Source organism: Streptomyces sp. NBRC 110611, from assembly GCF_001590865.1.
Classification (GTDB): Bacteria; Actinomycetota; Actinomycetes; order Streptomycetales; family Streptomycetaceae; genus Streptomyces.
This window is the reverse complement of the sequence record NZ_BBUY01000009.1, coordinates 1-24,514: the sequence shown is the minus strand read 5'-3', so window position 1 is coordinate 24,514 and position 24,514 is coordinate 1. Positions and strand designations below refer to the sequence as shown.

General features: G+C 71.9%; 15 protein-coding genes and 1 tRNA gene. 3 read left to right on the top strand and 13 right to left on the bottom strand.

All coding sequences use genetic code 11. The features are described 5' to 3' along the window. Nucleotides 1-44 precede the first annotated feature (44 nt). Nucleotides 45-509: a hypothetical protein gene (locus AZE13_RS19940; RefSeq protein WP_066933498.1), complete on the bottom strand. Its 465-nt coding sequence runs from the start codon at nucleotides 507-509 to the stop codon at nucleotides 45-47. Nucleotides 510-754: 245 nt separating this feature from the next. Between AZE13_RS19940 and AZE13_RS19935 the strand changes: the two genes are divergently transcribed. Beyond that, nucleotides 755-2,404: a translation initiation factor 2 gene (locus AZE13_RS19935; RefSeq protein WP_066933495.1), complete on the top strand. Its 1,650-nt coding sequence runs from the start codon at nucleotides 755-757 to the stop codon at nucleotides 2,402-2,404. A 64-nt stretch (nucleotides 2,405-2,468) separates the two neighbouring features. On the opposite strand, the gene AZE13_RS19930 is transcribed toward AZE13_RS19935, so the two are convergent. After that, nucleotides 2,469-4,565 carry a tetratricopeptide repeat protein gene (locus AZE13_RS19930; protein ID WP_066933492.1) on the bottom strand — a complete coding sequence of 699 codons (2,097 nt, stop codon included), beginning with the start codon at nucleotides 4,563-4,565 and terminating at the stop codon, nucleotides 2,469-2,471. Nucleotides 4,566-4,886: 321 nt separating this feature from the next. On the opposite strand from AZE13_RS19930, the gene AZE13_RS19925 reads away from it, so the two are divergent. Further along, nucleotides 4,887-4,960, top strand: a tRNA-Thr gene (locus AZE13_RS19925). Nucleotides 4,961-5,092: 132 nt separating this feature from the next. On the opposite strand, the gene AZE13_RS19920 is transcribed toward AZE13_RS19925, so the two are convergent. From AZE13_RS19920 to topA, 4 genes are all read right to left on the bottom strand, one after another. Beyond that, entirely contained in the window at nucleotides 5,093-6,682 is a 1,590-nt protein-coding gene (locus AZE13_RS19920; protein WP_066933489.1) for an alpha/beta hydrolase, read from the bottom strand. A 162-nt stretch (nucleotides 6,683-6,844) separates the two neighbouring features. Further along, nucleotides 6,845-8,083, bottom strand: a complete 1,239-nt coding sequence (locus AZE13_RS19915) for a DNA polymerase III subunit delta' (protein ID WP_066933487.1) — start codon at nucleotides 8,081-8,083, stop codon at nucleotides 6,845-6,847. A gap of 204 nt (nucleotides 8,084-8,287) precedes the next feature. Beyond that, nucleotides 8,288-11,719, bottom strand: coding sequence for a dTMP kinase (gene tmk, locus AZE13_RS19910; protein WP_079124177.1), 3,432 nt, complete (start codon nucleotides 11,717-11,719; stop codon nucleotides 8,288-8,290). Nucleotides 11,720-11,862: 143 nt separating this feature from the next. Next, nucleotides 11,863-14,763, bottom strand: a complete 2,901-nt coding sequence (gene topA / locus AZE13_RS19905) for a type I DNA topoisomerase (RefSeq protein WP_066933481.1) — start codon at nucleotides 14,761-14,763, stop codon at nucleotides 11,863-11,865. Nucleotides 14,764-15,081: 318 nt separating this feature from the next. Between topA and AZE13_RS19900 the strand changes: the two genes are divergently transcribed. Continuing rightward, nucleotides 15,082-15,501, top strand: coding sequence for a DUF2752 domain-containing protein (locus AZE13_RS19900; protein WP_066933479.1), 420 nt, complete (start codon nucleotides 15,082-15,084; stop codon nucleotides 15,499-15,501). Nucleotides 15,502-15,647: 146 nt separating this feature from the next. Here the strand turns inward: AZE13_RS19900 and AZE13_RS19895 are convergent, their stop codons facing one another. The 7 genes from AZE13_RS19895 to AZE13_RS19865 form a co-directional block, all read right to left on the bottom strand. After that, nucleotides 15,648-16,055 (bottom strand): hypothetical protein, encoded by a 408-nt coding sequence (locus AZE13_RS19895; protein ID WP_066933477.1) that lies wholly within the window; start codon nucleotides 16,053-16,055, stop codon nucleotides 15,648-15,650. Nucleotides 16,056-16,253: 198 nt separating this feature from the next. Beyond that, nucleotides 16,254-16,451 carry a hypothetical protein gene (locus AZE13_RS19890; RefSeq protein ID WP_066933474.1) on the bottom strand — a complete coding sequence of 66 codons (198 nt, stop codon included), beginning with the start codon at nucleotides 16,449-16,451 and terminating at the stop codon, nucleotides 16,254-16,256. 177 nt (nucleotides 16,452-16,628) lie between these two features. Further along, complete coding sequence (locus tag AZE13_RS19885; protein ID WP_398780182.1) at nucleotides 16,629-18,227, bottom strand: methyltransferase; 1,599 nt, start codon at nucleotides 18,225-18,227, stop codon at nucleotides 16,629-16,631. 208 nt (nucleotides 18,228-18,435) lie between these two features. Beyond that, nucleotides 18,436-19,017: a small secreted protein gene (locus AZE13_RS19880; protein ID WP_066933957.1), complete on the bottom strand. Its 582-nt coding sequence runs from the start codon at nucleotides 19,015-19,017 to the stop codon at nucleotides 18,436-18,438. Nucleotides 19,018-19,275: 258 nt separating this feature from the next. Further along, nucleotides 19,276-21,684: a sodium-translocating pyrophosphatase gene (locus tag AZE13_RS19875; RefSeq protein WP_066933472.1), complete on the bottom strand. Its 2,409-nt coding sequence runs from the start codon at nucleotides 21,682-21,684 to the stop codon at nucleotides 19,276-19,278. A gap of 758 nt (nucleotides 21,685-22,442) precedes the next feature. Then, on the bottom strand, nucleotides 22,443-23,618 hold the full coding sequence (locus AZE13_RS19870) for an acetoin utilization protein AcuC (protein ID WP_066933469.1): 1,176 nt from the start codon (nucleotides 23,616-23,618) through the stop codon (nucleotides 22,443-22,445). Between the two features lie 149 nt (nucleotides 23,619-23,767). Beyond that, nucleotides 23,768-24,418 carry an HAD family hydrolase gene (locus AZE13_RS19865; protein WP_066933466.1) on the bottom strand — a complete coding sequence of 217 codons (651 nt, stop codon included), beginning with the start codon at nucleotides 24,416-24,418 and terminating at the stop codon, nucleotides 23,768-23,770. Nucleotides 24,419-24,514 lie beyond the last annotated feature (96 nt).

The following is a 24,514-nucleotide window of genomic DNA, read 5'->3' as shown; positions in this document are numbered from 1 at the left end:
GCGGTGCCCGGACGTCCCGGCTGCGACCCGACGTCATCAGGTCATCAGGTCGCCGGCGGGGCGTTCAGGCACTCCTGGGCCGCCGAGACGAAAGCCAGCTTCGCGCGGTGCAGATCGTCCGGCGCCTCATGGCGTCGCAGGCAGTCGACGAGGTGGTGCGCTGCGGCGGCGACCTCGGGCGAGCCTTCCAGGACCACCCCGCCCAAGGCCCGTTGGAGACCAGCCTGGTCGCCGGACGCTCCCCTCCCGGTGCGCTCGGTGAGGATGCCGGCTTCCGCGGCGCCGAGGAACTCCGCGTAGGTCTGGCGGCGCAGGGCGAGTGAGCGCTGGCGCGCCTCGGCCCGGATCGTGAGCCGGACGGACTCGACAAGCGCGTCCGCTTGGCGATCGCCCGCATGACGTGCCGCTTCGGCCTGGCGGATACCGGAGCTGCGGCTGTACCAACCGGTGACGACGCTGCCCGCGATCGCTGATCCTGCGGCGATCAGCGCGATTCCCCATTCGCTCATCAATTCCCCCTTCCCTCATGGGGTGCATATCACTCCCGGTTACGGTATCCACCGAGCGGTACGATCGGCTCATGTCGCCGGAGGATGCCGAGATACCCACGCCTACCTGCGAAAACAGCACATACCGCCAGCCGTTCCGCACTACGATGAACAATCGGGCGACGGGCGACGGGCGACGGGCGACGGGCGACGGGCGACGGGCGACGGGCGACGGGCGACGGGCGACGGGCGACGGGCGACGGGCCGTGCTTTTCGCCGCGCGGTCGGCGGTCGCGCTGTATCGCCTCCTCGACGTATCCCCGGTCTTCTCCGGCGACGACCGGATCACCCGTCTCTTCACGTTGGTACCGGGCTCCGACTTCGGCGTTGACGTCCTGTCCGCCGTCGACGCCGTCGGAGGCCGGACGGTGCCCTGGAGCGAAGCCCGCGGCCGCACGTACGACCTGGTGGTCGCCGCAAGCCCCAAGGGCGACGTGCGCCTGCTCCGCGGCACACACGTACTGCTGCCGCACGGCGCGGGCTTCAACAAGTCGATCCCCATGGAAGGTTCGGCCGACTCGGCGTCCGGCCTCGACCCCGTGTATCTGCTCCGGGCGGACGGTACCGCACCCCTCGCCCTGCACGCGGTGGCCCACCCCGATCATGTGGCCCGCCTCGCCGCCGTCGCCCCGGAGGCCGCCCGGAGGACAAAGGTCATCGGGGACCCCACTCTGGAGCGCGTCCTCGCCTCGTACCCCCTCCGCGACCGCTACCGAGCCGCGCTGGGCACCGGCCCCCGGAAGCTCCTCGTCCTCGCCTCGACATGGGGACCCGAGTCCCTCCTGCGGCGACGACCCGAACTTCCCGCCCGGCTCGCCGCCCATCTCCCGCACGACGAATACCAGTTGGCGCTCATCATCCACCCCAACGAGCGGAGCCTGCTCGGTACGTATGAGCTGACCGAACGGCTGGCGCCGGCGCTCGACGCGGGAATGATCCTCGCGAACCCGCACGAGGAGTGGGCCGCCGTCCTGATCGCCGCCGACGCCCTGGTCACCGACCATGGATCGGCGGCGCTGTACTACGCCGCCGCTCAGGACCGTCCCCTCGTCGGCGTGAGCCGGGACTGCGCGGAACTGATACCGGGCAGCCCGATGGACGTACTCCTCCGCCGGGTACCGGCGCTGGGGCCCGCCGAAGCGCTGGAGAAAGCCCTGGCGGCGTACCGCCCGGGCCCCGGACTCGCCGCCGCCCAGGCCGCCTTCGCGCACCAGGGCAGCGCCCTGGGCAGGCTGCGCACCGAACTGTACGGCCTGCTCGGCCTCACCCCGCCGGCCCTCGGCTCTCCGGTACGGCTCCTGCCCGACCCCGCCCCCGGACCCGCCGCCGCTGCCCGCATGGCCACGGCATTCGACGTACACGCCGAGGTCACCGCGGAGGGAGCCGGGATCGTACGCCGCCCGGCCGGTCTGGGCCCGCCCGGCCACCACCTGGCCGTGGAACACGGCGCCGCGACCGAGCAACTCACCCGTTCCGCCGGGCTGCTGTACCGACGCCCGCCGTCGGCGCCCTCCGCCCCGGCAGACCTGACCTGGTCTGCCGACGGCTGGGCGCAGCACGTCCTGTCCGAGTACCCCGGCTGCCGCGCGGCCGCGGTGGTACGGCCCTCCGGTCTGTGCCTGCTCGACGTCCGCGGCCACGCACAGCCCTACACCGTCCAGGTCGAGCCACGGCACGAAGACGGCCGCATCGCCCGTATCGACCCGGCCGCCGCCGTCTCGGCCGTGTACGCCTGGCTGATCACCCACCGCACGAAGCCCGCCGCACCGACCCGGCTGACCTGCCTCATCGGCCAACGGGCCATCCGCGTCCGGCTCCGCCCGGCCACGGCCGACGAAGCCGGGCAGGCGCTCTAGCACCCGTCTCCCCGGCCCCGGCCCCGGCCCCGGCTCCAGTCCCGGTCCCGGCCCCCGGCCCGGGTCAGGCCAGGCCGTTGCGCCGCCGGATGTCGTGTGCGGCCGCACGGTGTTCCCCGGCCTCCGGACCGCGCCCGTCCGCCTCCTCCAGCTGGGCCATCGCGTCGTGGATACGGGCCTGATCAAATCCGGAACGCCGATTGCGCGCGCCCTGCAACGACTGCTCGTACAGTCGGCGGGCCTCGTCCGGACGGCCGAGGCGGCACAGGACTCCGGCGAGCGCGAAGGCCGTACGTCCGGTCATCCGCTCGCGTTTCAGTGCCATGGCGGCCGTGTGCGCTTCGGACAGCAGTCGGTGCGCCGTCTCCAGCTCGCCCAGTTCCGCCCTGGCTTCTCCCATCCGGTAGGTCTGGAGCATGACGCCGTAGGGGTTGGCGATCGCGGCGTGCAGCTCGCGCGACCGGGCGAAGGCGTCTGCGGCGGCGTCCCACTCGCCACGTGCGCCGTCGAGCATGCCCCAGGACTCGACCACCGAGGCGCGGAGCTTGCCGTCGCGCGCGCCGTCCCCCAGCAGCCGCACGGCGGCATCGGCGGCGGCGAGCTCGCGCTCCGCGTCGTCCAGCTCTCCCGACTCCCAGAGCGGGCGGGCGAGTTGGCAGCGCGTACGCACCAGCCACGCCGCGTTCCGCCCGTGCCGGACCGCGGCAGCCACGGCGAGCCGGAAGACCTGCACGACGTCGGACTGGTGGGGATGGTCCAACGCGTACGTCCACACCGGCTCGGACAGGGCCACGACCTCCGCGTCCAGCCCGCGGCCGTAGGCCAGGCGTACGCACGCGAACAACGCATGGCGTTCCTGATGGAGCCAGCGGGAGGCGCGTTCGGCGCGCTCGGCCCGGACCCCCTCGTCCGCGGCCTCCTGCGGATCTTCCAGCGGAACGTCCGGTGTACCGGAAACGGGGTCGAAGACATCCGCGACGATGAGCCGCCGACCGGCGGAGAACCGGTCCGCCCGTTGAGCCTGACGGACGTACCAGCGCAGAACCCGCGTCTGCGCCGCGGCCACCTCACCGTCCTCGGCATCGCGGCGGGACCGACGCAGGGCGTGCGCCCGCAGCGGCCCCGGCAGCCTCATCCGGCCGGCTTCCGCCCCTGGAAGGCTAGCCTCCGCCCCTGGTAGACCGGCCTCCGTCCCTGGCAGGCCGGGCCCCTCCCCTGGTCCTGGACCTGACGCGTCGAGCACGTCGCGCAGGTCCAATAATCCGGCCTTGTGCAGCTCCTCAAGGGCCTCCTCGCCGGCCTCCTGCCCCAGCCCCAGCAGCGCGGCGGCGGAATCCGGCGTGAACGTCGCCCCTGGATGGTGGGGCAGCAGCCGGTAGAGCAGGCCCGCGGGGCGGGGCAGACCGCCGTACACCGTGTCCCAGATCCGCTCGACACCGGGCAACCCCTTCTCCTCCCACTCGCCCTGGAGCGCCGGGATCAGGCGGGACAGCGGCCGCAGCCGGTGCGCACGCACCCAGCGGCCGGCTACGTGCAGAGCCGCCGGCAGGCCGTCGCACAGCCGCACCAACGCCCGCACCGCCTCCGGATCGGCGGCCAGCCGGTGGTCGCGGACGATCAGCCCCAGCAGTTCCGTCGCCGCCAGTTCCCCCAGCGGCGGAAGCGACAGGTCGACGGCCGCCCCGTCCTCCAGGCCGTAGAGCGGACCGTGGCTCGCGACGATCACCACGCTCCCGCCCGACGCCGGAAGCAGCGGAACCACTTCCGACGCGTACCTCGCGTTGTCCACGATGACGGCCAGCCCGGCACCGGAGGTCTTCCGCCAATACTGCCGACACCGCGCCTTGAACTGGGCCTCCACGAGATGCGGCTCCACCCCGAGGGACCCCAGCAGCTGCGCCACCACGTCGCCGGGGTCCAGAACGCCGTCCAGCCGAAAATCGTCGAGGTCGACCGAGAGCACACCATCCGGGAAACGATCGAGCACGGTCCGGGCGATCAGCCGGGCCAACTCCGTCTTGCCCAGCCCGGCCGGCCCGCTCAGCGACAGCACCAGCGGCCGGGAACGGCCCCGCCACCCCTCCACCGCCCGAAGAGCCCGCTGCCGTTCGTCGTGCCGATTGACGAAGTGCACCGGCTCCGGCGGAAGTTCCACCCTCATCTGCAACCCCTCCCAGCTCCTTCCCACTCCCGCCCACCCAACAACTCACTCTAAAGCGGCCGTTGCCCCACACCCGACAACCCCACGACAGCCCCACAGCGGCCCCACGGCATTCCCACGGCAGCCCCACGGCATTCCCACCGCAGCCAACACTTCCCGGCACAACCGACGACGAAGATCGACACCCAGCGGCCGACCGAGCCGAAACCAGGCGGGCGGCACTCACCGAGCCGGCGGCACTCCCCGGCCGCCCCCTCTGACCAGCCCCTCGACCGAGTACGGAGCACCCCTCAACGGTGTGTAGACTGGGCCGCGCACCACGCCGCCTTAGCTCAGTTGGCCAGAGCAACGCACTCGTAATGCGTAGGTCTCGGGTTCGAATCCCGAAGGCGGCTCCGAGAGGAAACCCCAGGTCAGGTACATGACCTGGGGTTTCTTCGTTTTGTTGACCATTTGTCGACCATGGTGCACCGGCCTCGGGGGCGCGGGGCGCTGGGGGTGCGAGGGCGGGGCGGATGTGGGACAGGTCACGTGCAGCGTTTGTTCTTGGGTGGGGCGGTGCCTTCGAGGAGGTAGGTGTTGATCTCGGTGTCGATGCAGTCGCTGCCGCGGCCGTAGGCGGTGTGACCGTCGCCCTCGTAGGTGAGGAGGGTGGCCCGGGAGAGCTGCTGGGCGAGGGCCTTGGCCCAGGTGTACGGGGTGGCCGGGTCGCGGGTGGTGCCGACGACGACGATCGGGTCGGCGCCCTTGGCCTCGATGCGATGGGCCGTTCCGGAGGCCTTGACCGGCCAGTACGCGCAGTTCAGAGCGGCCCAGGCGAAGTTTTCGCCGAAGACCGGTGAGGCCTCGCGGAAGCCGGGCAGGGCGGCACGGACCTGATCGGGAGTGGCGAAGGCGGGCGCGAGGTCGAGGCAGTTGACGGCGGGGTTCGCGTACATCTGGTTGGCGTAGTGGCCGTCCGGTTCGCGCTCGTAGTAGCTGTCCGAGAGGGCGAGCAGCCCGCGGCCGTTGCCGGCCTTGGCCTGGGCGAGGTACTCACGCAGCATGGGCCAGGCACGCTGGTCGTACATCGCGGCGATCACGCCCGTCATGGCGAGGGATTCGGTGAGCTTGCGCTCCTCGCCCGTCGCGACCGGCCGGGCGTCCAGTTTCTTGAAGAAGGCGGCGAGCTGCCGGCCGGCGTCCTCGGCGTTCTTCTGGCCGAGCGGGCAGTTCCGCTGCTTGACGCAGGCCTCGGCGAACGCGGTGAAGGCGACGTTGAAACCGGCGGTCTGGTCCCGGTTGACCGTGCGGGAGTCGAGGTCCGGGTTCATGGCACCGTCGAGGACCAGGCGGCCGACCCGGGTCGGGAACAGACCAGCATAGGTGGCGCCGAGGAAGGTGCCGTAGGAGGCGCCTACGTAGGTGAGCTTCTGGTCGCCCAGGGCGGCGCGCAGGACATCCATGTCGCGGGCGGCCTCGATGGTGGAAACGTGCGAGAGCAGCTTGCCGGAGTGGGATTTGCAGCCCTCGGCGAAGTAGCGGAAGGCGGCGGTGAGCTTGTCGACCTCGGCCGGGGTGTCCGGGGTCTGGTCGGTCTCGGTGTAGCGGTCCATCTGCCGGTCGGAGAGGCACTTGACCGGTGCGCTACGGGCCACACCGCGTGGGTCCATCGCCACCATGTCGTAGCGGGCCCGGACCGATGCGGGCTGGGGCGCGTACTGCTGGAGGTAGTCGATCGCCGAACCGCCCGGGCCGCCCGGATTGACCATGAGGGAGCCGAGCCGGCTACCCGGGCCGGTGGCCTTCTTGCGGGCCACCGCGAGCTTGAGGTCGGTGCCCGCACTGGGCTCGGCGTAGTCCAGGGGCGCCTTCATGGTGGTGCACTCGAAACCCGCGACGCCGCAGGGACGCCAGCTGAGCTTCTGGTCGTAGTACGGCCGGAGGTTGGCCGGAACGGTGGCCGGAAGGGGCTGGAGGGTGGCGTCCTCGGCGGGGCGCTGGACGCCGGCCTCGGTCGTACGGCCCGGGGACGCGTCGGCGTCGGGAGTCGACCGTCCCGAGGAGCAGCCGGAGATCAGCAGAGCGGTGGCCGCGAGGACGGCGGCGGGGGTGCGGAGCAGGCGGCTGGTGGCCATGGGCGGTCCCTTGGTGTCGATCCCTGTTGGTGCGGTGATCTGATCCTGTCGTTCAAGGCCGAAGTCTGGGCGGAGAGTAGCGGGGCGGCGACTTTGAGTGGCGCCGTGCGGGTAGGGGCGGGAGGTGAGTGGGGGGCGGCGGTGGCGGTGGCGGGCCGGGGGTCAGGCGGCGCGGAGGGATGCGGTCATGGCCTCCACCGCCAGGAGGGGGGCGACGTTGCGGTCGAGGGCCTCGCGGCAGGCGATCACGGCCTCTATGCGGCGCAGGGTGCGCTCGGGAGTCGAGCCCGCGGCGACGCGCTGGACGCTGTCGCGGACCTCGTCGTTGGCGAGGGGCACCGGGGCGCCCATCTGGAGGGCGAGGACATCCCGGTAGAAGCCGGTGAGGTCGACCAGGGCCAGGTCGAGGCTGTCGCGCTGGGTACGGGTCGCGCGGCGCTTCTGCTTGTCCTGGAGCTCCTTCATCACGCCTGCCGTGCCACGGGGCAGCCGGCCGCCGGTCCCGGCTGCGGCACCGAGCGCAGCACGCAGCTCCTCGGTCTCCTTGGCGTCGACCTCCTCGGCGACCTGCTTGGCGTCCTCCCCGGCGGCGTCGATGAGCTCTTGGGCGGCCTTGAGACAGCCGCCGATGTCGTCGATACGGAGCGGGAGTTTCAGCACCGCAGCGCGGCGGGCGCGGGCGCGCTCGTCGGTGGCGAGACGACGGGCCCGGCCGATGTGGCCCTGGCTGGCGCGCGCGGCGCGGGCGGCGGCCTCCGGCTCGATGCCGTCCCGGCGGACGAGAAGATCGGCGACCGCGTCGACGGGAGGGGTGCGCAGGCTGAGGTGGCGGCAGCGGGAGCGGATGGTGGGGAGGACATCCTCGATGGAGGGGGCGCAGAGGAGCCAGACCGTGCGGGGGGCAGGCTCCTCCACCGCCTTGAGCAGAACGTTGCCGGCGCCCTCGGTGAGACGGTCGGCGTCCTCCAGGACGATCACCTGCCAGCGGCCGCCCGCCGGGGAGAGGGAGGAGCGGCGGACCAGGTCACGGGTCTCCTTGACGCCGATGGAGAGCAGGTCCGTACGGACGATCTCGACGTCGGCATGGGTGCCGACCATGGTCGTATGGCATCCGTCGCAGAAACCGCAGCCAGGGACGCCGGCGCCGTGGTGGGAGCACTGGAGAGCGGCGGCGAAGGCGCGGGCCACGCTGGAGCGGCCGGAACCGGGTGGGCCCGTGAACAGCCAGGCGTGCGTCATCTGGGAGGCGCTGACGCGGTCGGCCGACGGGCCCTGCGCCGCCCCCGCACTCCCAGCGCTCTCGGCGTGCTCGGCGGTGACGATGGCGTCCGCATCGCGTGCGGCCGCGGCCAGCTGCGCCGTCACCCGGTCCTGGCCGACCAGGTCGTCCCATACCGCCATCGTCGTCTGCCGTTCCTGTCTGTTCCGTACTGGTCCTGACTCGCCTGCCCCATTGTGGTGCAACCCACTGACAAACGAATCCCGAAGCCGGGCCCCGGGCCACTCGCGGGCGGCCATCCGGAGTCGGGGAAACGGCGGACGGGGGCGGGAAGCGGGCGGGAAGGGGGCTCCGGACGGGACGGCCCGTCCGCTGACGGCTCACAGCTAACGGCGGCGTCCGCGGCCGTCGCGGCGGCCGTCATCGCCGGTACCGCTGCCACCACCCGCGGTGCCGCCGGTCCCCCCGGCTCCGTCCTCCGCCGTCGCGTCCGGATGCGGGCCGAGCAGCTCATCGGCGAGCGTCGGCAGGTCGTCCAGCGGGGTCTCCTCCGCCCATTCGGGTCGGCGGCGGCCGCGCTGCGGCGGCTGCGGGCTCTCGACGGGCCGGCCGGTCGCCGGGTCGATCTGCGGGAGTTCGCGGGTCCGCTCGACGCCCGAATCGGCGGCGGAGGGTGCCCCTGCCCCGGACGCTGCGCCGTTCGGGTTCTCCTCACGGAACATCCACGGCGGCACCCGGTCGGCGGGGTCATCGGGCCGTACGGGCGGCAGTACCGCGGTCTCCTCCGCGTCGGAGCCCCGGGCGGCCTGGCGCGGATCCCGCACCGGAGGCAGCACAGCTGTCTCGTCCGCCGCACCGGACACGGAGGCGCCGTTCTCCACACCGCCGGCCGGTGCGCCACCGCCCTCCAGCCCGTCGCCCTCCAGCCCGTCGGCCGCCGCACCGCCGGTCTCCGCGCCGCCATCCCCCGCATAGCGCTTCCGCAGATCCGCCACCGGCGTCTCAGCCGTCGGCGCCTCAGCGGCCTCAGCCGCCTTCGCCGCCTCTGCCGCCGCCCTGGCCTCCGCCTCAGCCGCCGCCCTGGCCTCCTGGGCGGCCGCCGCCTCGGCTGCCGCCACCCGCGCCTGTTCGGCACGGAGCAGGGCCTCCTCCGCCTTGCGCTGCTTCTCCAGGCGGCGCTCCTCGGCCTCCTTGCGCAGCCGGGCCTGCTCCTCGTGCTCCTTGCGCAGCCGTTCCCGCTCGGCCTGGCGGGCGCGTTCCTCGGCCTCACGGCGCTGCCGCTCCGCCTCCGCCGCCTGCCGGGCCTCCTCGGCACGCTGCCGGGCCTCGGCCGCCTGGCGGGCCGCCTCCAGCGCCTTGGCCTGCTCGGCCTCCTGCCGCTTGCGCTCCTCTTCCTCGGCGCGGAGTTTGGCGAGCTGCTCCTGGCGCTCGCGCTCCAGGCGCTCCTCCTCGGCCTTGCGCGCGGCCTCCTCCTCGGCCCGGCGCCGGGCCTCTTCCTCGGCCGCCCTACGGGCCTCGGCCTGCGCCTCGAGCTCGGCCTCGGACAGCGGCAGCACCTGGTCGAGGCGGTGCCGTACGACGGTGGTGACGGACTCCGGCTCCTGCCCCGCGTCGACGACGAGGTAGCGCGCCGGGTCGGCGGCGGCCAGGGTCAGGAACCCGGCCCGTACCCGCTGGTGGAATTCGGCGGGCTCGGACTCCATCCGGTCGGGGGCCTCGGTGAAACGCTCGCGGGCGGTCTCCGGCGAGATGTCGAGCAGCACGGTCAGATGCGGGACCAGGCCACCCGTCGCCCAGCGGTTGATCCGGGCGATCTCCGTGGGCGCGAGGTCGCGGCCGGCGCCCTGGTAGGCGACCGAGGAGTCGATGTAGCGGTCGGTGATGACGACCGCGCCGCGCTCCAGGGCGGGCCGGATCACGCTGTTGACGTGCTCGGCACGGTCGGCGGCGAACATCAGCGCCTCCGCACGGTCCGCGAGCCCGGTCGTCGCGACGTCCAGGATGATCGCGCGCAGCCGCTTGCCGATGGCGGTGGCGCCCGGTTCGCGGGTCACCACGACCTCGTGCCCCTTGCCGCGGATCCACTCGGCGAGCGCCTCGACCTGGGTGGACTTGCCGGCCCCGTCGCCGCCTTCCAGGGCGATGAAGAAGCCGGTGGGGGCGGGCGCCTGGTCCGGGTCGCCGCCGCCGTGCAGCGCCTCGCGCAGATCGCGCCGCAGCGGCACGCCCGCCCGGTCGTCGAGCTTGCTCAGGACCCAGGCGGCGACCGGCAGCAGCAGCGCGCCGACCAGCATCAGCGTGTAGGACGCGCCCCCGTAGGCGACGGCGAAGGCCCCGTCGCCGAGGTGGTGCGGGCCGATGACGGCGGCCAGCAGCGGCGCGACGAGGGCGGCCAGCGCAACCGTGAGCCGTACGACGGCGTGCAGATGCTCGGTCGTACGGGCGGTGCGGAACTCCTCGGACTCCTGGTCCAGCAGGACGTGCCCCGTATGGGCGGCGGTACCGGCGCTCACACCGGCCAGCAGGGCCAGCAGGAGGACCGTCGTGGTGTCCGGGACCAGGCCCATGGCCAGCAGCGACACACCGGTCGCGGCCACCGCGAGGGCGAGCAGCCGGCGCCGGGAGAGCGCGGGCAGCACCCGGCGGGCGCCGCGGATGCCGACGACGGTGCCGCCGGTCGGCGCAAGCACCAGCAGGGCGAAGGTGGCCGGTCCGCCGCCCAGGTCGGAGGCGCGCAGCACGGCGAGGACGACGGCGGTGGCGACCCCGGCGGCGACCGCCGCGCAGGCCAGCACGAGCAGCGGGATCGCACCCGTACGGCCCTGGCCCTTGCCGGGCCCTCCCCGGGAGCCCTGGGCGCCTTGAGAACCCTGGGCCCCCTGAGACCCGTGAGAACCCTCGGCGGCCGGGGCGGCGGCCGGGGCAGTCGGCACAGCCGGGGGCTTGGGCCGGCGCAGTCCCTCCAGGGGAGAGCGCGGCCGCGGCGTGGCGGTACCGGGGAACTCGATGAAGTAGAGGAGCGACACGGAGGCCGCGAACAGACCGGCGGCCACATAGGAGCCCAGGGCGGCATCGTGGCGGACGAACCAGTCGACGCCGGTGCCCAGCAGCTTGCTGACGAGCGTGACGACCACCAGGGCGGCGGCCGCGGCCGGCAGCGCCACGAAGGTGGTGCGCAGGGAGAGGCGGCGCAGCGCGTCCAGGTTGTCGGGCAGCGGCCGCACGGCAGCGCCCTCGGGGGGAGGCGCGGGCAGCAGAGCGGGCGCCGCGCTGTCCCGGCAGACGGTCCAGAAGCGCTCCGCGACACCGGTGACGAAGACCGTGACCAGCACCCAGACCAGCGCGTTGGCCGGCGTCCAGTCGATCCAGAGGGGGGCGACGACCAGCAGCGCGAGCCGCAGCACATCGGCGCCGATCATCGTCCAGCGCCGGTCCAGCGGCCCGGAGGACACCGCTCCGCCCGCGCGCTGGACGACGGGAGAGATCAGCGCGGACACCGGGCCCAGCAGGACCGCCCCGAAGAGCAGCGTCGCCAGCATCCGGGCCGCGAAGACCGCGGCGACCGCGAAGGCCGCGCCCTGGTAACCACCGCCGAGGACGGCCTCGCCGCCCGGCGGTACGTACCGCGCCGCCTGGAGGGCGAGCAGTACCAGGACGAGCATGGACAGGGCATCGCCGATGGCCCCGACACCGTGGGCGCTCCACAGTCGCTTCAGTGGGGGGAAGCGCAGCAGAGCTCGCATCGCGCGCTCGCGGGAATCCGCCGCTAGGGCGCCTGATGTGGGGGTCACGACCGTTGGCTGCTCGGCTCGCGTCATCTCGCCAGCCTATCGGGACGTCGGGCGCCTCCGGGCCTCCGGCCGAACAAACAGGCGGGTTCACAGGCGAACGGGCGGGCTCGACGGAACGTGTCCGCCGCGCCCGCCCGCCTTGATCGGCCAGGCCGTACCGCCCAGTCCTCCTAGTCCTCGGCAGACGCCGTCTTCTCGGCCGCCGCGGTCTTCGCGGTGGCCTTCTTGGCGGTGGCCTTCTTGGCGGTCGTCTTCTTCGCCGTAGTCGTCTTCTTCGCCGCGGTCTTCTTGGCCGTCGTCGTCTTCTTGGCGGCGGTCTTCTTCGCCGCCGTCTTCTTCGCCGGCGCCTTCTTGGCGGTCTTCTTCTTCGCCGGTCCCTTGGCGCGCTTCTCCGCCAGCAGCTCATAGCCGCGCTCGGCGGTGATCGTCTCGACGTCGTCGTCCCGGCGCAGCGTCGCGTTGGTCTCGCCGTCGGTGACGTACGGGCCGAACCGGCCGTCCTTGACCACCACCGGCTTACCGCTGACCGGGTCCGTGCCCAGCTCCTTCAGCGGCGGCTTGGCGGCGGCCCGCCCGCGCTGCTTGGGCTGTGCGTAGATCGCCAGCGCCTCGTCCAGCGTGATGGTGAAGAGCTGCTCCTCGCTCTCCAGGGAGCGCGAGTCGGTGCCCTTCTTGAGGTACGGGCCGTAGCGCCCGTTCTGCGCGGTGATCTCCACGCCCTCGGGGTCCGCGCCCACGACCCGGGGCAGCGACATCAGCTTGAGCGCGTCCGCCAGGGTCACCGTGTCCAGGGACATCGACTTGAAGAGCGAGGCGGTCCGCGGCTTCACCGCGTTCTTGCCGGTCTTCGGGGTGCCCTCGGGCAGGATCTCGGTGACGTACGGGCCGTAGCGGCCGTCCTTGGCGACGATCTCGTTGCCGCTGTCCGGGTCGACGCCCAGCACGAAGTCGCCGCTGGGCTTGGCCAGCAGTTCCTCCGCGTACTCCACGGTCAGCTCGTCGGGCGCCAGGTCCTGGGGCACGTCGGCCCGCTGGTGGCCCTCCTCGCCCTTCTCGCCGCGCTCGACGTACGGGCCGTAGCGGCCGACCCGCAGCTTGATGTCGTCGCCGACCGGGAAGGACGAGATCTCCCGGGCGTCGATCGCGCCCAGGTCCTCGACCAGCTCCTTGAGCCCGCCGAGGTGGTCACCGTCGCCGTTGCCGGCCTCCGCGGCGCCGCCGGAGCCCTCGCCCTCGCCGAAGTAGAAGCGCCGCAGCCACGGCACGGCCTGCGCCTCACCACGGGCGATGCGGTCGAGGTCGTCCTCCATCTTGGCGGTGAAGCCGTAGTCGACCAGCCGGCCGAAGTGCTTCTCCAGGAGGTTGACCACGGCGAAGGAGAGGAACGACGGGACGAGGGCGGTGCCCTTCTTGAACACATAGCCCCGGTCGAGGATGGTGCCGATGATCGACGCGTACGTCGACGGGCGGCCGATCTCGCGCTCTTCCAGCTCCTTGACCAGTGTGGCCTCGGTGTAGCGGGCGGGCGGCTTGGTGGCGTGCCCGTCCGCGGTGATCTCCCGCGCGGCCAGCGGGTCGCCCTCGGCGACCTGCGGCAGCCGGCGCTCGCGGTCGTCCAGCTCGGCGTTGGGGTCGTCGGCGCCCTCCACATAGGCCTTGAGGAAGCCGTGGAAGGTGATGGTCTTGCCGGACGCGGTGAACTCGGCGTCCCGGCCGTCGGCGGACCGCCCGCCGATCTTGACAGTGACGGAGTTACCGGTCGCGTCCTTCATCTGCGAGGCAACGGTCCGCTTCCAGATCAGCTCGTAGAGCCGGAACTGGTCGCCGGTCAGGCCGGTCTCGGCCGGAGTGCGGAAACGGTCGCCGGAGGGGCGGATCGCCTCGTGCGCCTCCTGGGCGTTCTTGACCTTGCCGGCGTAGGTGCGCGGCCGGTCCGGCAGGTAGTTCGCGCCGTACAGGTGGGTCACCTGCGCCCGGGCCGCGGCGATCGCGGTGTCCGAGAGCGTGGTGGAGTCCGTACGCATATAGGTGATGAAGCCGTTCTCGTACAGCTTCTGCGCCACCTGCATGGTCGCCTTGGCGCCGAAGCCGAGCTTACGGCTGGCCTCCTGCTGGAGGGTGGTCGTACGGAACGGGGCGTACGGCGAGCGGCGGTACGGCTTGGACTCGACCGAGCGGACCGCGAAGTCGGTGTTCTCCAGGGCGGCGGCGAGTGCGCGGGCGTTCGCCTCGTCCAGGTGGAGGATGTCGGCGCCGCTCTTCAGCTGCCCGTTCGGGCCGAAGTCACGGCCCTGGGCGACGCGGCGGCCGTCGACGGTGTTCAGGCGGGCGGTCAGCGTCGACGGGTCACTGGCGTCGCCCGCGCGGCCGGATGGGGGTCCCCCCGCGCGAGCGAAGCCGAGCGTGGGGGAGAAGGTGCCGGTCAGGTCCCAGTACTCGGCGGAGCGGAAGGCGATGCGCTCGCGCTCCCGCTCGACGACGAGACGGGTCGCGACGGACTGCACCCGGCCGGCCGACAGCCGGGGCATGACCTTCTTCCACAGGACCGGGGAGACCTCGTAGCCATAGAGGCGGTCGAGGATCCGGCGGGTCTCCTGGGCGTCGACCAGTTTCTGGTTCAGGCTGCGCGGATGGGCGACGGCCTCCCGGATCGCGTCCTTGGTGATCTCGTGGAAGACCATCCGCTTGACCGGGACCTTGGGCTTGAGGATCTCCTGGAGGTGCCAGGCGATGGCCTCTCCCTCGCGGTCCTCATCGGTGGCGAGGTAGAGCTCGTCGGACTCGGCCAGCAGCGCCTTGAGCTTCTTGACCTGATCCCGCTTGTCGCTGTTGACCACGTAGATCGGCTGGAAGTCGGCGTCGACGTTCACCCCGAGCCGGGCCCAGGGCTCCCCCTTGTACTTCGCCGGGACCTCCGCGGCGCCGTTGGGGAGGTCGCGGATGTGCCCCACGCTGGCCTCGACCACATAGCCGGGGCCGAGGTAGCCCTTGATCGTCTTCGCCTTGGCAGGCGACTCGACGATGACGAGTCGGCGGCCGCCGCCCTCTGTGGCTTCGCTGGTCGGGGACAACTTCGCTCTTCTCTCCGGTCGACGCTGGGAATGCCCCCGGCCGGACGCCGGGGAGGCACTGCGGTGACGCTTGACGCTGCGGAGTGTGACGGTACCTCCCGCCCCCGTGTCAAACGGAAAAACCCCGCAACGCCACTCGAACGGTAACCCGACTACATGCCTTCATGCCGCCCGGACCGCATCAGCCGCTTTCCACCGGCCCGGGAGCGGGCGCTGTGCATCCCTTGTACCTCCCTGTGCATCATGGTCTCCGGCCGGCGGAGACGGGGAACAGTCCGTCGCTGCCGTCGGCCGGACTCTCGGAGGGGGAACCGCACCATGAGCACCGCCACGGGTACCGCCGCCGGCACGGCCGTCCGGAACCGCACCATCCGCCAGGCGTCGGTCACGCTCGGCATCGGCGCGGCCGCCGCCGTCTACCTGTGGCACACCGATCCGCACCAGCCCGGTCAGCTGCTGCTCCCGTGTCCGTTCAGATGGGCCACCGGCCTGCTGTGTCCGGTGTGCGGCGGGACGCGGATGGCGTACGACCTGATGCACGGCGATGTCGTGGCGGCCGTCCACGACAACGCCGTGCTGCTCGCCCTGGGCGTGCCGGCCGTGGCGTACGTCGCCGGGCGCTGGCTGGTCTCCGGGCTCCGTGGACGCCGGTACCGGCCGGGCCTGACGGCCCGCGGCAATGCCGTGGTGCTCGGCATCGCCGCGGTATGGATGATCGCCCGCAATCTCGCCGGGTGACGACCGGCCGGCCGTCGGATGAACGACCGGCCGGCCGTCGGGTGGACGACCGGCCGGCGGATCACACGGCCAGGCGGGCAGACGGTCGGGCGGTCGGGCGGTCAGACGGTTCAGTCGGCGCCGCCGCGGACCGCCTCAGCCGATGATCAGCGGACGGTGACCTTGACCACCGGCGAGACCGTCTTGCCGGAGGCTATCCGGAGCTCGTTGACGCCCTTGATGCCGAGCTTGACGCGGACCGAGTACGAACCGTTCTTGTTGACCGGCGCCTGCGCGGGCAGCGACACCCACTTCTTGCCCTGCTTCTGCTGCACGCCGACCTTGCTGCCCGCCTTGATGCCCTTGGCCACACCGGAGATCCGGAACTCCTGCCAGGCCTTGACCGTGGTCGCGCTGGCCTTGGCGGTCAGCGAGGCGGCGGCGGGCTTGGCAGCCGCCGCGGCCGGCTTGGCGGCGTGGAGATCCTGCGGTGCGGCGAAGGCGGCGGCCGAGCCACCGGCGAGCAGGGAGACGGCGATGACGCCGACGGTGGCGTAGCGAAGTGCACGGTTCATGAGAGTTCCTCACTTACGGTGTGTGGGCCGTTGGTGACCTTCACCGAGGAACATGGCCGGGAGCCCGCCCGCGTTCCGCGTACCGCCGCATATCGGCCAACTGTCGGCCGGCTGTTACAGAACCGTCCGAAAGTGACTCCCGCAGAGGTTCCCGAACGGGCTCCCGCAGAGATTTCCGAAGGCGAGCTCTCGCAGGCGCTACAGCTCCGCCAGCAGCGCGCACCCCGTGACCAGGAAGACCACCCCGGCCAGCAGCGCCGTCCCGGTCGCGACCGGCCGGGCGACGCCGTCGGCGACCGGTGCGCCGGTCCGTGCGCAGACGCCCGTCCACACCAGCAGTACGGCGCCGAACAGCGCGAACGCCACCCCGGCGAACACCTCGGGTCCTCTCTCCATCCGGGCAGCGTGGCATCCCGGGACGGCACCCCGGCGAACGCCGGATGAACGCCTTCCGTCCCGCCGTTCCGCCCGTCCCGTACGAACTCCCGCACGCCCCCGCAGGCTCCCGCACGCCCCGCAGGCGTGCCCGGCCGGGCACACCGACGCGCGGCTCACACCGTCAGTGCCTCCCCATCAGGCCCCCACCCCCGCCTCCGGGCCCCCGGGCACCCCCGGTCCACCGGCCGCCACCGGCTCCAGGAACCCCTGCTCGACCAGCGTCCGGATCGAGGCCGGCGTACGGTCCCGCAGCAGGACCGGGTCCTCGCCGACGAGCTGGGCGATGGCGTCCAGGATCCGGCCGGCCGACAGCGAGCCGTCGCAGACCCCGGCGAAGCCCGCACCGACCGTGTCCACCTTCGTCGCCCGCCGCATAGCGCGGTTCTGACGCAGCACCACATGCTCGGGGTCCTCCGCCCCGGGCAGCCCGACCTGCTCCTGCACCACCTCGTCGGCGAGCCGGAAGTGACCGGCCAGCAGCGCGGCATCGTCCGTGGCCCGCAGGTAGTCCTGCCGCTCGAAGTGGCGCACCACCGCCTCCCCCAGCGGCTGTTCGACCGGATGCGGCCACTCCTCGACGGTGACGGACGGGCTGGCGGACCCGGACTTGCGCAGGGTGATCCAGCCGAAGCCGACGGCCCTGGTCTTCCGCGCCTCGAACTCGTCGAGCCAGGCGTCGTACTGCGCGGCGTACGTCTCCGGGCCGGCCCGGTGGGCGCCGGCGTCCCGCAGCCACAGCTCGGCGTACTGGGCGACGTCCTGCACCTCGCGCTGCACGATCCAGGCGTCGCAGCCGCGCGGCACCCAGGAGCGCAGCCGTTCGTGCCACTCCTCGCCCGCGACGTGCTGCCAGTTGGCCAGCAGCTGGCAGTAGCCGCCGTCGTTGAGATGCGCCGCCGACTGCTGGACCAGCGTCCGGCACAGGTCGTCACCGCCCATGCCGCCGTCGCGGTAGGTGAGCCGGGCCCCGTCGGCCGGCCGGGGCGAGATCACGAACGGCGGGTTGGACACGATGAGGTCGTAGGTCTCGCCCGCGACCGGCTCGAACAGCGAGCCCTCCCGCAGATCCGCGGCGCCCGCCCCGGAGAGCGCCAGCGTCAGCGCGGCGATCCGCAGCGCCCGGGGGTTGAGGTCCGTGCCGGTGACCCGGCTCGCGTGCTGGGCGGCGTGCAGCGCCTGGATGCCGGAGCCCGTACCGAGGTCGAGGGCCTTGGCGACCGGCCGGCGCACCGTGATCCCGGCGAGCGTCGTGGACGCGCCGCCGACACCGAGGACCAGCTGCGAGCGGTCCACGTCCCCGACGCCCCGGATACCGCCCGCGCCGCCGACCGCGCAGCCCAGGTCGGAGACGATCCACCAGTCCTGCCCCTCGGGCCCGCCGTACGGGCGTACGTCCACCGTGGCGCGGACCTCGTCCCCGTCCTGCACCAGCCAGCCGTCGGCGAGGCACTCCGCGACCGGCAGGGCCGCCCGCGCCCGCCGCAGCTCCACCGGACGCTGCAGCAGGAACAGCCGCACCAGTGTCTCCAACGGGCTGTCGCCGCGGGTCGCCCGCAGCGCGGGGACGGTCTCGCTGCGGGCCAGCGCGGCGTACGCCGACGCGCCGAGCAGGTCCAGCAGCCCGTCGGCGGTGAAGGCGGCGGCCAGCAACGCCGCACGCAGCCGGGCGGTTCGGTCGTGGCTCTCGGGGTCCTGGGCATCTGCGGTGGGGAGGTGCGTACTCACATCCCCCATTGTCGGTCCTGCCACTGACAATCGGCGACGGCCCGGCGCCACGCCTCATCCCGGGCGCGTCGCCGGGCCGTCCTGAACAGCCGTCGCCGGGCCGTCCCGAGCAACCGTCGCCGGTGCGTACTCCCGGACCTCGGGCCGCCCAAGACTCCCTGCGACTTCCTGCGACTTCCTGCGACTTCTTACGGCGTCCTACCGCTTCCTACGACTGCTACGACTTCTTGGGCGTGGCCTTCGGCGCACCGGAGGCGCCCTGGCTCTGACAGCCCTTCTGCTTGGCCATCGCCACGCCGACGTCCCCGGCCTCCAGCTTCTTGAAGGCCGCCTCGCTCTGCTTGTTGAGCTTGTTGATGCCTTTGGACAGATTCCGCAGGCCGTCCGCGAACTTGAGCTTGTCCTTGACGTCAAGGCCGCTGACCTGCTTCTTGAGGTCCGCGTAGCCCTTGGACAGCGAGTTGAGCTCCTTGACCGCGTCCTTCTGGGCCTGCTCGCCGTTCTCGGTGGGCGGTCCCCCGGCCTTGTCCAGGTCCTTGGCGAGCGCGGCGTAGGCGTCGGAGATCTTCTGGAAGGCCGCCGAGTCCGTCTCCTGGACCTTCTTGGAGTCCGTGTTGCCGCTGTCCGCCGTCTGCATGGCGGCGTTGGCGTCCTGGATCTTCTTGAACTGCGTCTGCGCGGGGTCGCAGAACGACTTCGCCCAGTCGTCGAGCTTCTTGCCCTCGTCCTCGCCGCAGCCGGTCAGCGCGAGCAACAGTGCGGCACCGCCGGACAGTGCAGCCACAAGCTTCTTGTTCACCGGAAGCTTCTTGTTCACCGGATTGGTCCCTTCCATGGCTCTCGGCCCCGGAACATACACGTTCGAAGGGCCCGGCTCCGGGGTCGGGCATCCCCTCCGCGCCTCATTGCAGCCATTTGCATCAAGGGCGGGCCCGGCGCCGTACGGCCCCGCGGGCACACGGAGGGCGGGTGACCGGCGTCCATGGTTCCGCCATGAACGACGCCGTCCACCCGCCCAGTTGAGCGTTCCGCGCCCCCCGTCGGCCATCCGGTCCGGTCAGGACGCCACCGCGGTCTCGGCCGACTTGGCGAGGTTCTCCTTCTCGTCGGAGTTGCCTTCGTCACCCACGGCGATACCGCGCCGCTTGGACGCGTACACCGCGCCGACGATGACGGCGAGAGCCAGCACCGCGACCCCGATCCGTACGCCGAGGCTCTTGTCCTCGCCGTACGAGAACTTGACCACAGCGGGGGCGATCAGCAGCGCCACCAGGTTCATGACCTTCAGCAGCGGGTTGATAGCGGGGCCCGCGGTGTCCTTGAACGGGTCGCCGACGGTGTCACCGATGACGGTCGCGGCGTGTGCCTCGCTGCCCTTGCCGCCGTGGTGACCGTCCTCGACCAGCTTCTTGGCGTTGTCCCAGGCGCCACCGGAGTTGGCGAGGAAGACGGCCATCAGCGTGCCGGTGCCGATCGCACCGGCCAGGAACGAGCCGAGCGCGCCCACACCGAGCAGGAAGCCCACCGCGATCGGGGTGAGCACCGCCAGCAACCCGGGGGTGGCCAGTTCGCGCAGCGCGTCCTTGGTGCAGATGTCGACGACCCGCCCGTACTCCGGCTTCTCGGTGTAGTCCATGATTCCGGGCCTGTCGCGGAACTGCCGTCGCACCTCGAAGACCACCGAACCGGCCGACCGCGACACCGCGTTGATCGCCAGCCCGGAGAACAGGAAGACGACCGAGGCGCCAAGGACCAGTCCGACCAGGTTGTTCGGCTGCGAGATGTCCAGGCTGAGCCCCATCCCGCTCGCGGCGCTGCCGACTTCCCGTACGGCGGTGGCGATCGCGTCCCGGTACGAGCCGAAGAGCGCGGACGCGGCCAGCACGGCGGTGGCGATGGCGATGCCCTTGGTGATGGCCTTGGTGGTGTTGCCGACGGCGTCCAGGTCGGTCAGCACCTTCGCGCCGTCACCCGTGACGTCACCCGACATCTCCGCGATGCCCTGCGCGTTGTCGGAGACCGGACCGAACGTGTCCATCGCCACGATCACGCCGACGGTGGTCAGCAGGCCGGTGCCGGCCAGTGCCACCGCGAACAGCGCCAGCGTGATGGAGGTGCCGCCCAGCAGGAACGCCCCGTAGACCCCGAGGCCGATCAGCACCGCCGAGTAGACGGCCGACTCCAGGCCGACCGAGATACCGGAGAGGACGACGGTGGCCGGTCCGGTCAGCGAGGTCTTCCCGATGTCCCGTACGGGCCGCCGGTTGGTCTCGGTGAAGTAGCCGGTCAGCTGCTGGATCAGGGCGGCGAGCACGATGCCGATCGCGACCGCCACCAGCGCCAGCATCCGCGGGTCGCCGCTGTGGCCCAGGAGGGCGGGGTCGGTGACGCCGGTCAGATCGCGGTAGCTGGACGGCAGGTAGGCGTAGACGGCAGCGGCCACCAGGGCCAGCGAGATGGCCGCGGAGATGAAGAAGCCGCGGTTGATGGCCGTCATGCCGCTGCGGTCGCGGCGCCGGGGTGCCACGACGAAGATGCCGATCATCGCGGTGAGCACGCCGATGGCCGGCACCAGCAGCGGGAAGGCGAGCCCGGCGTCGCCGAACGCGGCGGTGCCCAGGATGAGGGCGGCGACCAGGGTCACCGCGTACGACTCGAACAGGTCGGCCGCCATACCGGCGCAGTCGCCGACGTTGTCGCCCACGTTGTCCGCGATGGTCGCGGCGTTGCGCGGGTCGTCCTCGGGAATGCCCTGCTCGACCTTGCCGACGAGGTCGGCGCCGACGTCCGCGGCCTTGGTGAAGATGCCGCCGCCGACCCTCATGAACATCGCGATCAGCGCGGCGCCGAGCCCGAAGCCCTCCAGCACCTTGGGGGCGTCGACCGCGTACACCAGCACCACGCACGACGCGCCGAGCAGGCCGAGGCCGACGGTGAACATGCCGACCACACCGCCGGTGCGGAATGCGATCTTCATCGCTTTGTGCGCGACCGCCGTAAGATCCCTTTCCCGGTTGTCCCCCTCACTCGGTGTGGCCTCCCGGGCGGCCGCCGCGACCCGCACATTGCTGCGCACCGCGAGCCACATGCCGATATAGCCGGTGGCCGCCGAGAATCCGGCGCCGACCAGGAAGAAGGCGCTGCGTCCGGCGCGCTGCGTCCAATTTTCCGCGGGCAGCAGCATGAGCAGGAAGAACACCACGACGGCGAATACCCCGAGGGTCCGCAACTGCCGGGCCAGGTAGGCATTCGCGCCTTCCTGCACAGCCGCCGCGATCTTCTTCATACTGTCGGTTCCCTCGCCGGCCGAGAGCACTTGGCGGACCAGCACCGCCGCGACAGCCAGTGCTGCCAGGGCGACCACGGCGATCACCAGCACGATGCCGCGGTTGCCCGCCGTCAGCGAGGGCCCGGCCAGAAAAAAAGAGGGGGTGTCAAGCATCTGAGGGGTGTGAGGCCCCGCCATTCGTCCTCCTTGACGTTTGGCACATGGGCGCGCGGAAGCACGCTCAGGCGTCCTGAGCTAGATGTGGACGGGATTGTAGGGAGCCGCCGTTGATCAAAACAGGGCGCGTCAAAGGGAATTCGCCGGTAGCCGGGAAGATCAAAAGGCCGACGCCGAACGAAATTCGCCCGGACGAAGGAATGCCCGCAATTAACTGACCACGCCCCGATGATCTATCAGTCGTACTGATCATCAATTCCCGCCCCCTGATCGCCGCTGCTCAACGGCTCGCTCCCCAGTCCGCCCGCCGCCTGAGACCCGCGCACCACCGGACCCCCCTGAGCCCCCGCCCACACCCCCCACACCCCACGACGAGCCGCCAGACCTCGTCCGCAGACCTCGTCCGGATCACACCCCCACCACCCCCAACAACAGAACCAGAACAACAACTGGAACCAGAACCAGAACCCCCACAGATCCCCACCACGCCCCGCCACTCCCGAACAGCCCAGCCTCGGCCCCGCCCACCCCCACGAGGCCCCAGCTGCCGCCTGAGCGCCCCCGGTTGCCGCCTGAGCGTCCCGGTCGACGTATGCCATCGCAGAACCCCGCTGTTGCCGCCGCAGAACCCCGCAGCTGCCGTCGCAGCCGTACCACGCACCGCTCATGCGACTCCCACGCCACGGGAATAGCACCCCCACCCCGCCTTGTTGTGGCCCCGAGGGGGCGCTCACATCCCCTAGGGGATCTGTTCGACCACCCCCTAGGGGCCACCGCCCCTAAGACATCAGCCCATGCGCCGGAAACACCGCCCGGCGGGTGACCAGCACCGCCTGGTCCAGGCGGTCGGCCGGGTCGTAGCCGTGGTCGACGAACTGCCGCCACTGCGGTGTGCGGCCGTCCGTCATCCGCTGCGGCGCCAGCTGACGCGTACGGCGAAACACTTCCCGCCGCCAGGACTCCGGTACCATCGCGCCCGGGTCGATCGGCCGTCCCGCCGCGATCGCCGCCAGATGCGTCCAGCTCCTCGGCACCACGTCGACCACCGCATAGCCGCCACCGCCAAGCGCCACCCACCGCCCCTCCGCCAGCTCATGCGCCAGCGAATGACAGGCCTCGGCCACCACACGCTGCGCGTCCAGGCTGACCGCGAGGTGCGCCAGCGGGTCCTCGAAGTGGGTGTCCGCGCCGTGCTGACTGACGATCACCTGTGGCCGGAAGGCGCCGAGCAGTTCCGGCACCACCGCGTGGAACGCGCGCAGCCAGCCCTCGTCCCCGGTCCCGGCCGGCAGCGCCACATTCGCCGCGGTGCCCACCGCGCCTTCCCCACCCGTCTCCTCAGGCCACCCGGTCTGCGGGAAGAGCGTCCGCGGATGCTCGTGCAGCGAAATCGTCAGAACTCGCGGGTCCTCCCAGAAGGCCGCCTGCACCCCGTCGCCATGGTGCACGTCCACATCCACATACGCGACCCGCTCGGCGCCCAGCTCCAGCAGCCGGGCAATCGCCAGCGCCGCGTCGTTGTAGATACAGAAGCCGGACGCGCCGCCGGGCATCGCATGGTGCAGCCCGCCGGTGAAGTTCACCGCATGCGTCACCTCACCGCGCCACACCGCCTCCGCCGCACCGACTGATTGCCCGGCAATCAGCGCGGCCGCCTCGTGCATCCCCACGAACGCCGGATCGTCCGCCGTCCCCAGCCCGTACGACCTATCCGCGGACGCGGGGTCGGCGGAGGCCCGCCGGACCGCCTCGACGTAGTCCTGGCGATGCACCAGCCGCAGTGTCGAGTCCCCGGCCGGCTTGGCCGCGACGACCTTCAGCGGCCCCCGGTCGAGTTCGAACGCCTCCACCAGACGCATGGTCAGTGCGAGCCGGACCGGGTCCATCGGATGCCCGGCCCCGAAGTCGTACCCCGTTACTGCCTCATCCCACATCAACTGTGCGCGGCCGCTCATGCCCGTCACCGTATAGGGACTCCGGCCCCCGAAGGAGCGGCCGTATATGCGCGTGGGTTCTCCTACGCTCCTCACTCCGTCACCGCGCAGCTCTGCGGCAGGCACCCGGCACCGTAACTCCTTCTGCGCACGGCCCCGAAGTTCGCGTCCTACCGCAACAGCTCCGGCAATTCCGTCATGTGGCCGAACAGCGCCGTGGCCCCGGCCTCTGCCAGCTTCTCCCGCGGCGTCATCGCCGTGAACCCGAATACGTCCATCCCCGCGGCCACCGCCGCCTGCACCCCCAGCGGGCTGTCCTCGATCACGGCGCACCGCTCCGGAGCCACGCCCATCTCCCGTGCCGCGTGCAGAAAGAGATCCGGCGCCGGCTTCCCGCGCCCCACATCCTGCGAGCTGAAGACACGCTCCGCGGTGAACCAACGGTCCAGACCCGTCTTCCGGTGCCCCACCCTGATCCGCTCATGGCTTCCGGAGGATCCGACACAGTACGCGACGTCGTCCGCGGCCAGCTTCTCCACCAGTTCCATCGCCCCGGAAACCGGCTGCAGTTCGCGCTCGAACGCCGCGAACACCCGGCCGTGGAAAGTCTCATCGAAGTCCTCCGGCAGGCGCCGGCCCGTGCGTTGCAGGACGAGGTCATGGATACGGTGCATCGCCGACCCCATGTAGTCGCGTATCGAGTCCTCGTACGACGTGGGGTGCCCAAGCTCCGTGAGATAGCGGGCCAGGATGGTGTTGGAGATACGCTCGCTGTCGACGAGCACGCCGTCGTTGTCGAAGATGATCAGGTCATATCGCATGCGGCGACCCTACGTCTCCAGCCACGCAGCCTCTCCTTGTGGACGCGCATCCTCGCACCGTATGTCGTGTGTAGACCTCAACGCAAAGAAGCCTTG

What these genes read in the sequence shown, in the direction of transcription:
- AZE13_RS19940 (WP_066933498.1), bottom strand. Translation starts at nt 509, where the DNA reads ATGAGCGAATGGGGAATCGCGCTGATCGCCGCAGGATCAGCGATCGCG.
- AZE13_RS19930 (WP_066933492.1), bottom strand. Translation starts at nt 4,565, where the DNA reads ATGAGGGTGGAACTTCCGCCGGAGCCGGTGCACTTCGTCAATCGGCAC.
- AZE13_RS19920 (WP_066933489.1), bottom strand. Translation starts at nt 6,682, where the DNA reads ATGGCCACCAGCCGCCTGCTCCGCACCCCCGCCGCCGTCCTCGCGGCC.
- AZE13_RS19915 (WP_066933487.1), bottom strand. Translation starts at nt 8,083, where the DNA reads ATGGCGGTATGGGACGACCTGGTCGGCCAGGACCGGGTGACGGCGCAG.
- tmk (WP_079124177.1), bottom strand. Translation starts at nt 11,719, where the DNA reads ATGACGCGAGCCGAGCAGCCAACGGTCGTGACCCCCACATCAGGCGCC.
- AZE13_RS19900 (WP_066933479.1), top strand. Translation starts at nt 15,082, where the DNA reads ATGAGCACCGCCACGGGTACCGCCGCCGGCACGGCCGTCCGGAACCGC.
- AZE13_RS19895 (WP_066933477.1), bottom strand. Translation starts at nt 16,055, where the DNA reads ATGAACCGTGCACTTCGCTACGCCACCGTCGGCGTCATCGCCGTCTCC.
- AZE13_RS19890 (WP_066933474.1), bottom strand. Translation starts at nt 16,451, where the DNA reads ATGGAGAGAGGACCCGAGGTGTTCGCCGGGGTGGCGTTCGCGCTGTTC.
- AZE13_RS19885 (WP_398780182.1), bottom strand. Translation starts at nt 18,227, where the DNA reads ATGGGGGATGTGAGTACGCACCTCCCCACCGCAGATGCCCAGGACCCC.
- AZE13_RS19875 (WP_066933472.1), bottom strand. Translation starts at nt 21,684, where the DNA reads ATGGCGGGGCCTCACACCCCTCAGATGCTTGACACCCCCTCTTTTTTT.
- AZE13_RS19870 (WP_066933469.1), bottom strand. Translation starts at nt 23,618, where the DNA reads ATGAGCGGCCGCGCACAGTTGATGTGGGATGAGGCAGTAACGGGGTAC.
- AZE13_RS19865 (WP_066933466.1), bottom strand. Translation starts at nt 24,418, where the DNA reads ATGCGATATGACCTGATCATCTTCGACAACGACGGCGTGCTCGTCGAC.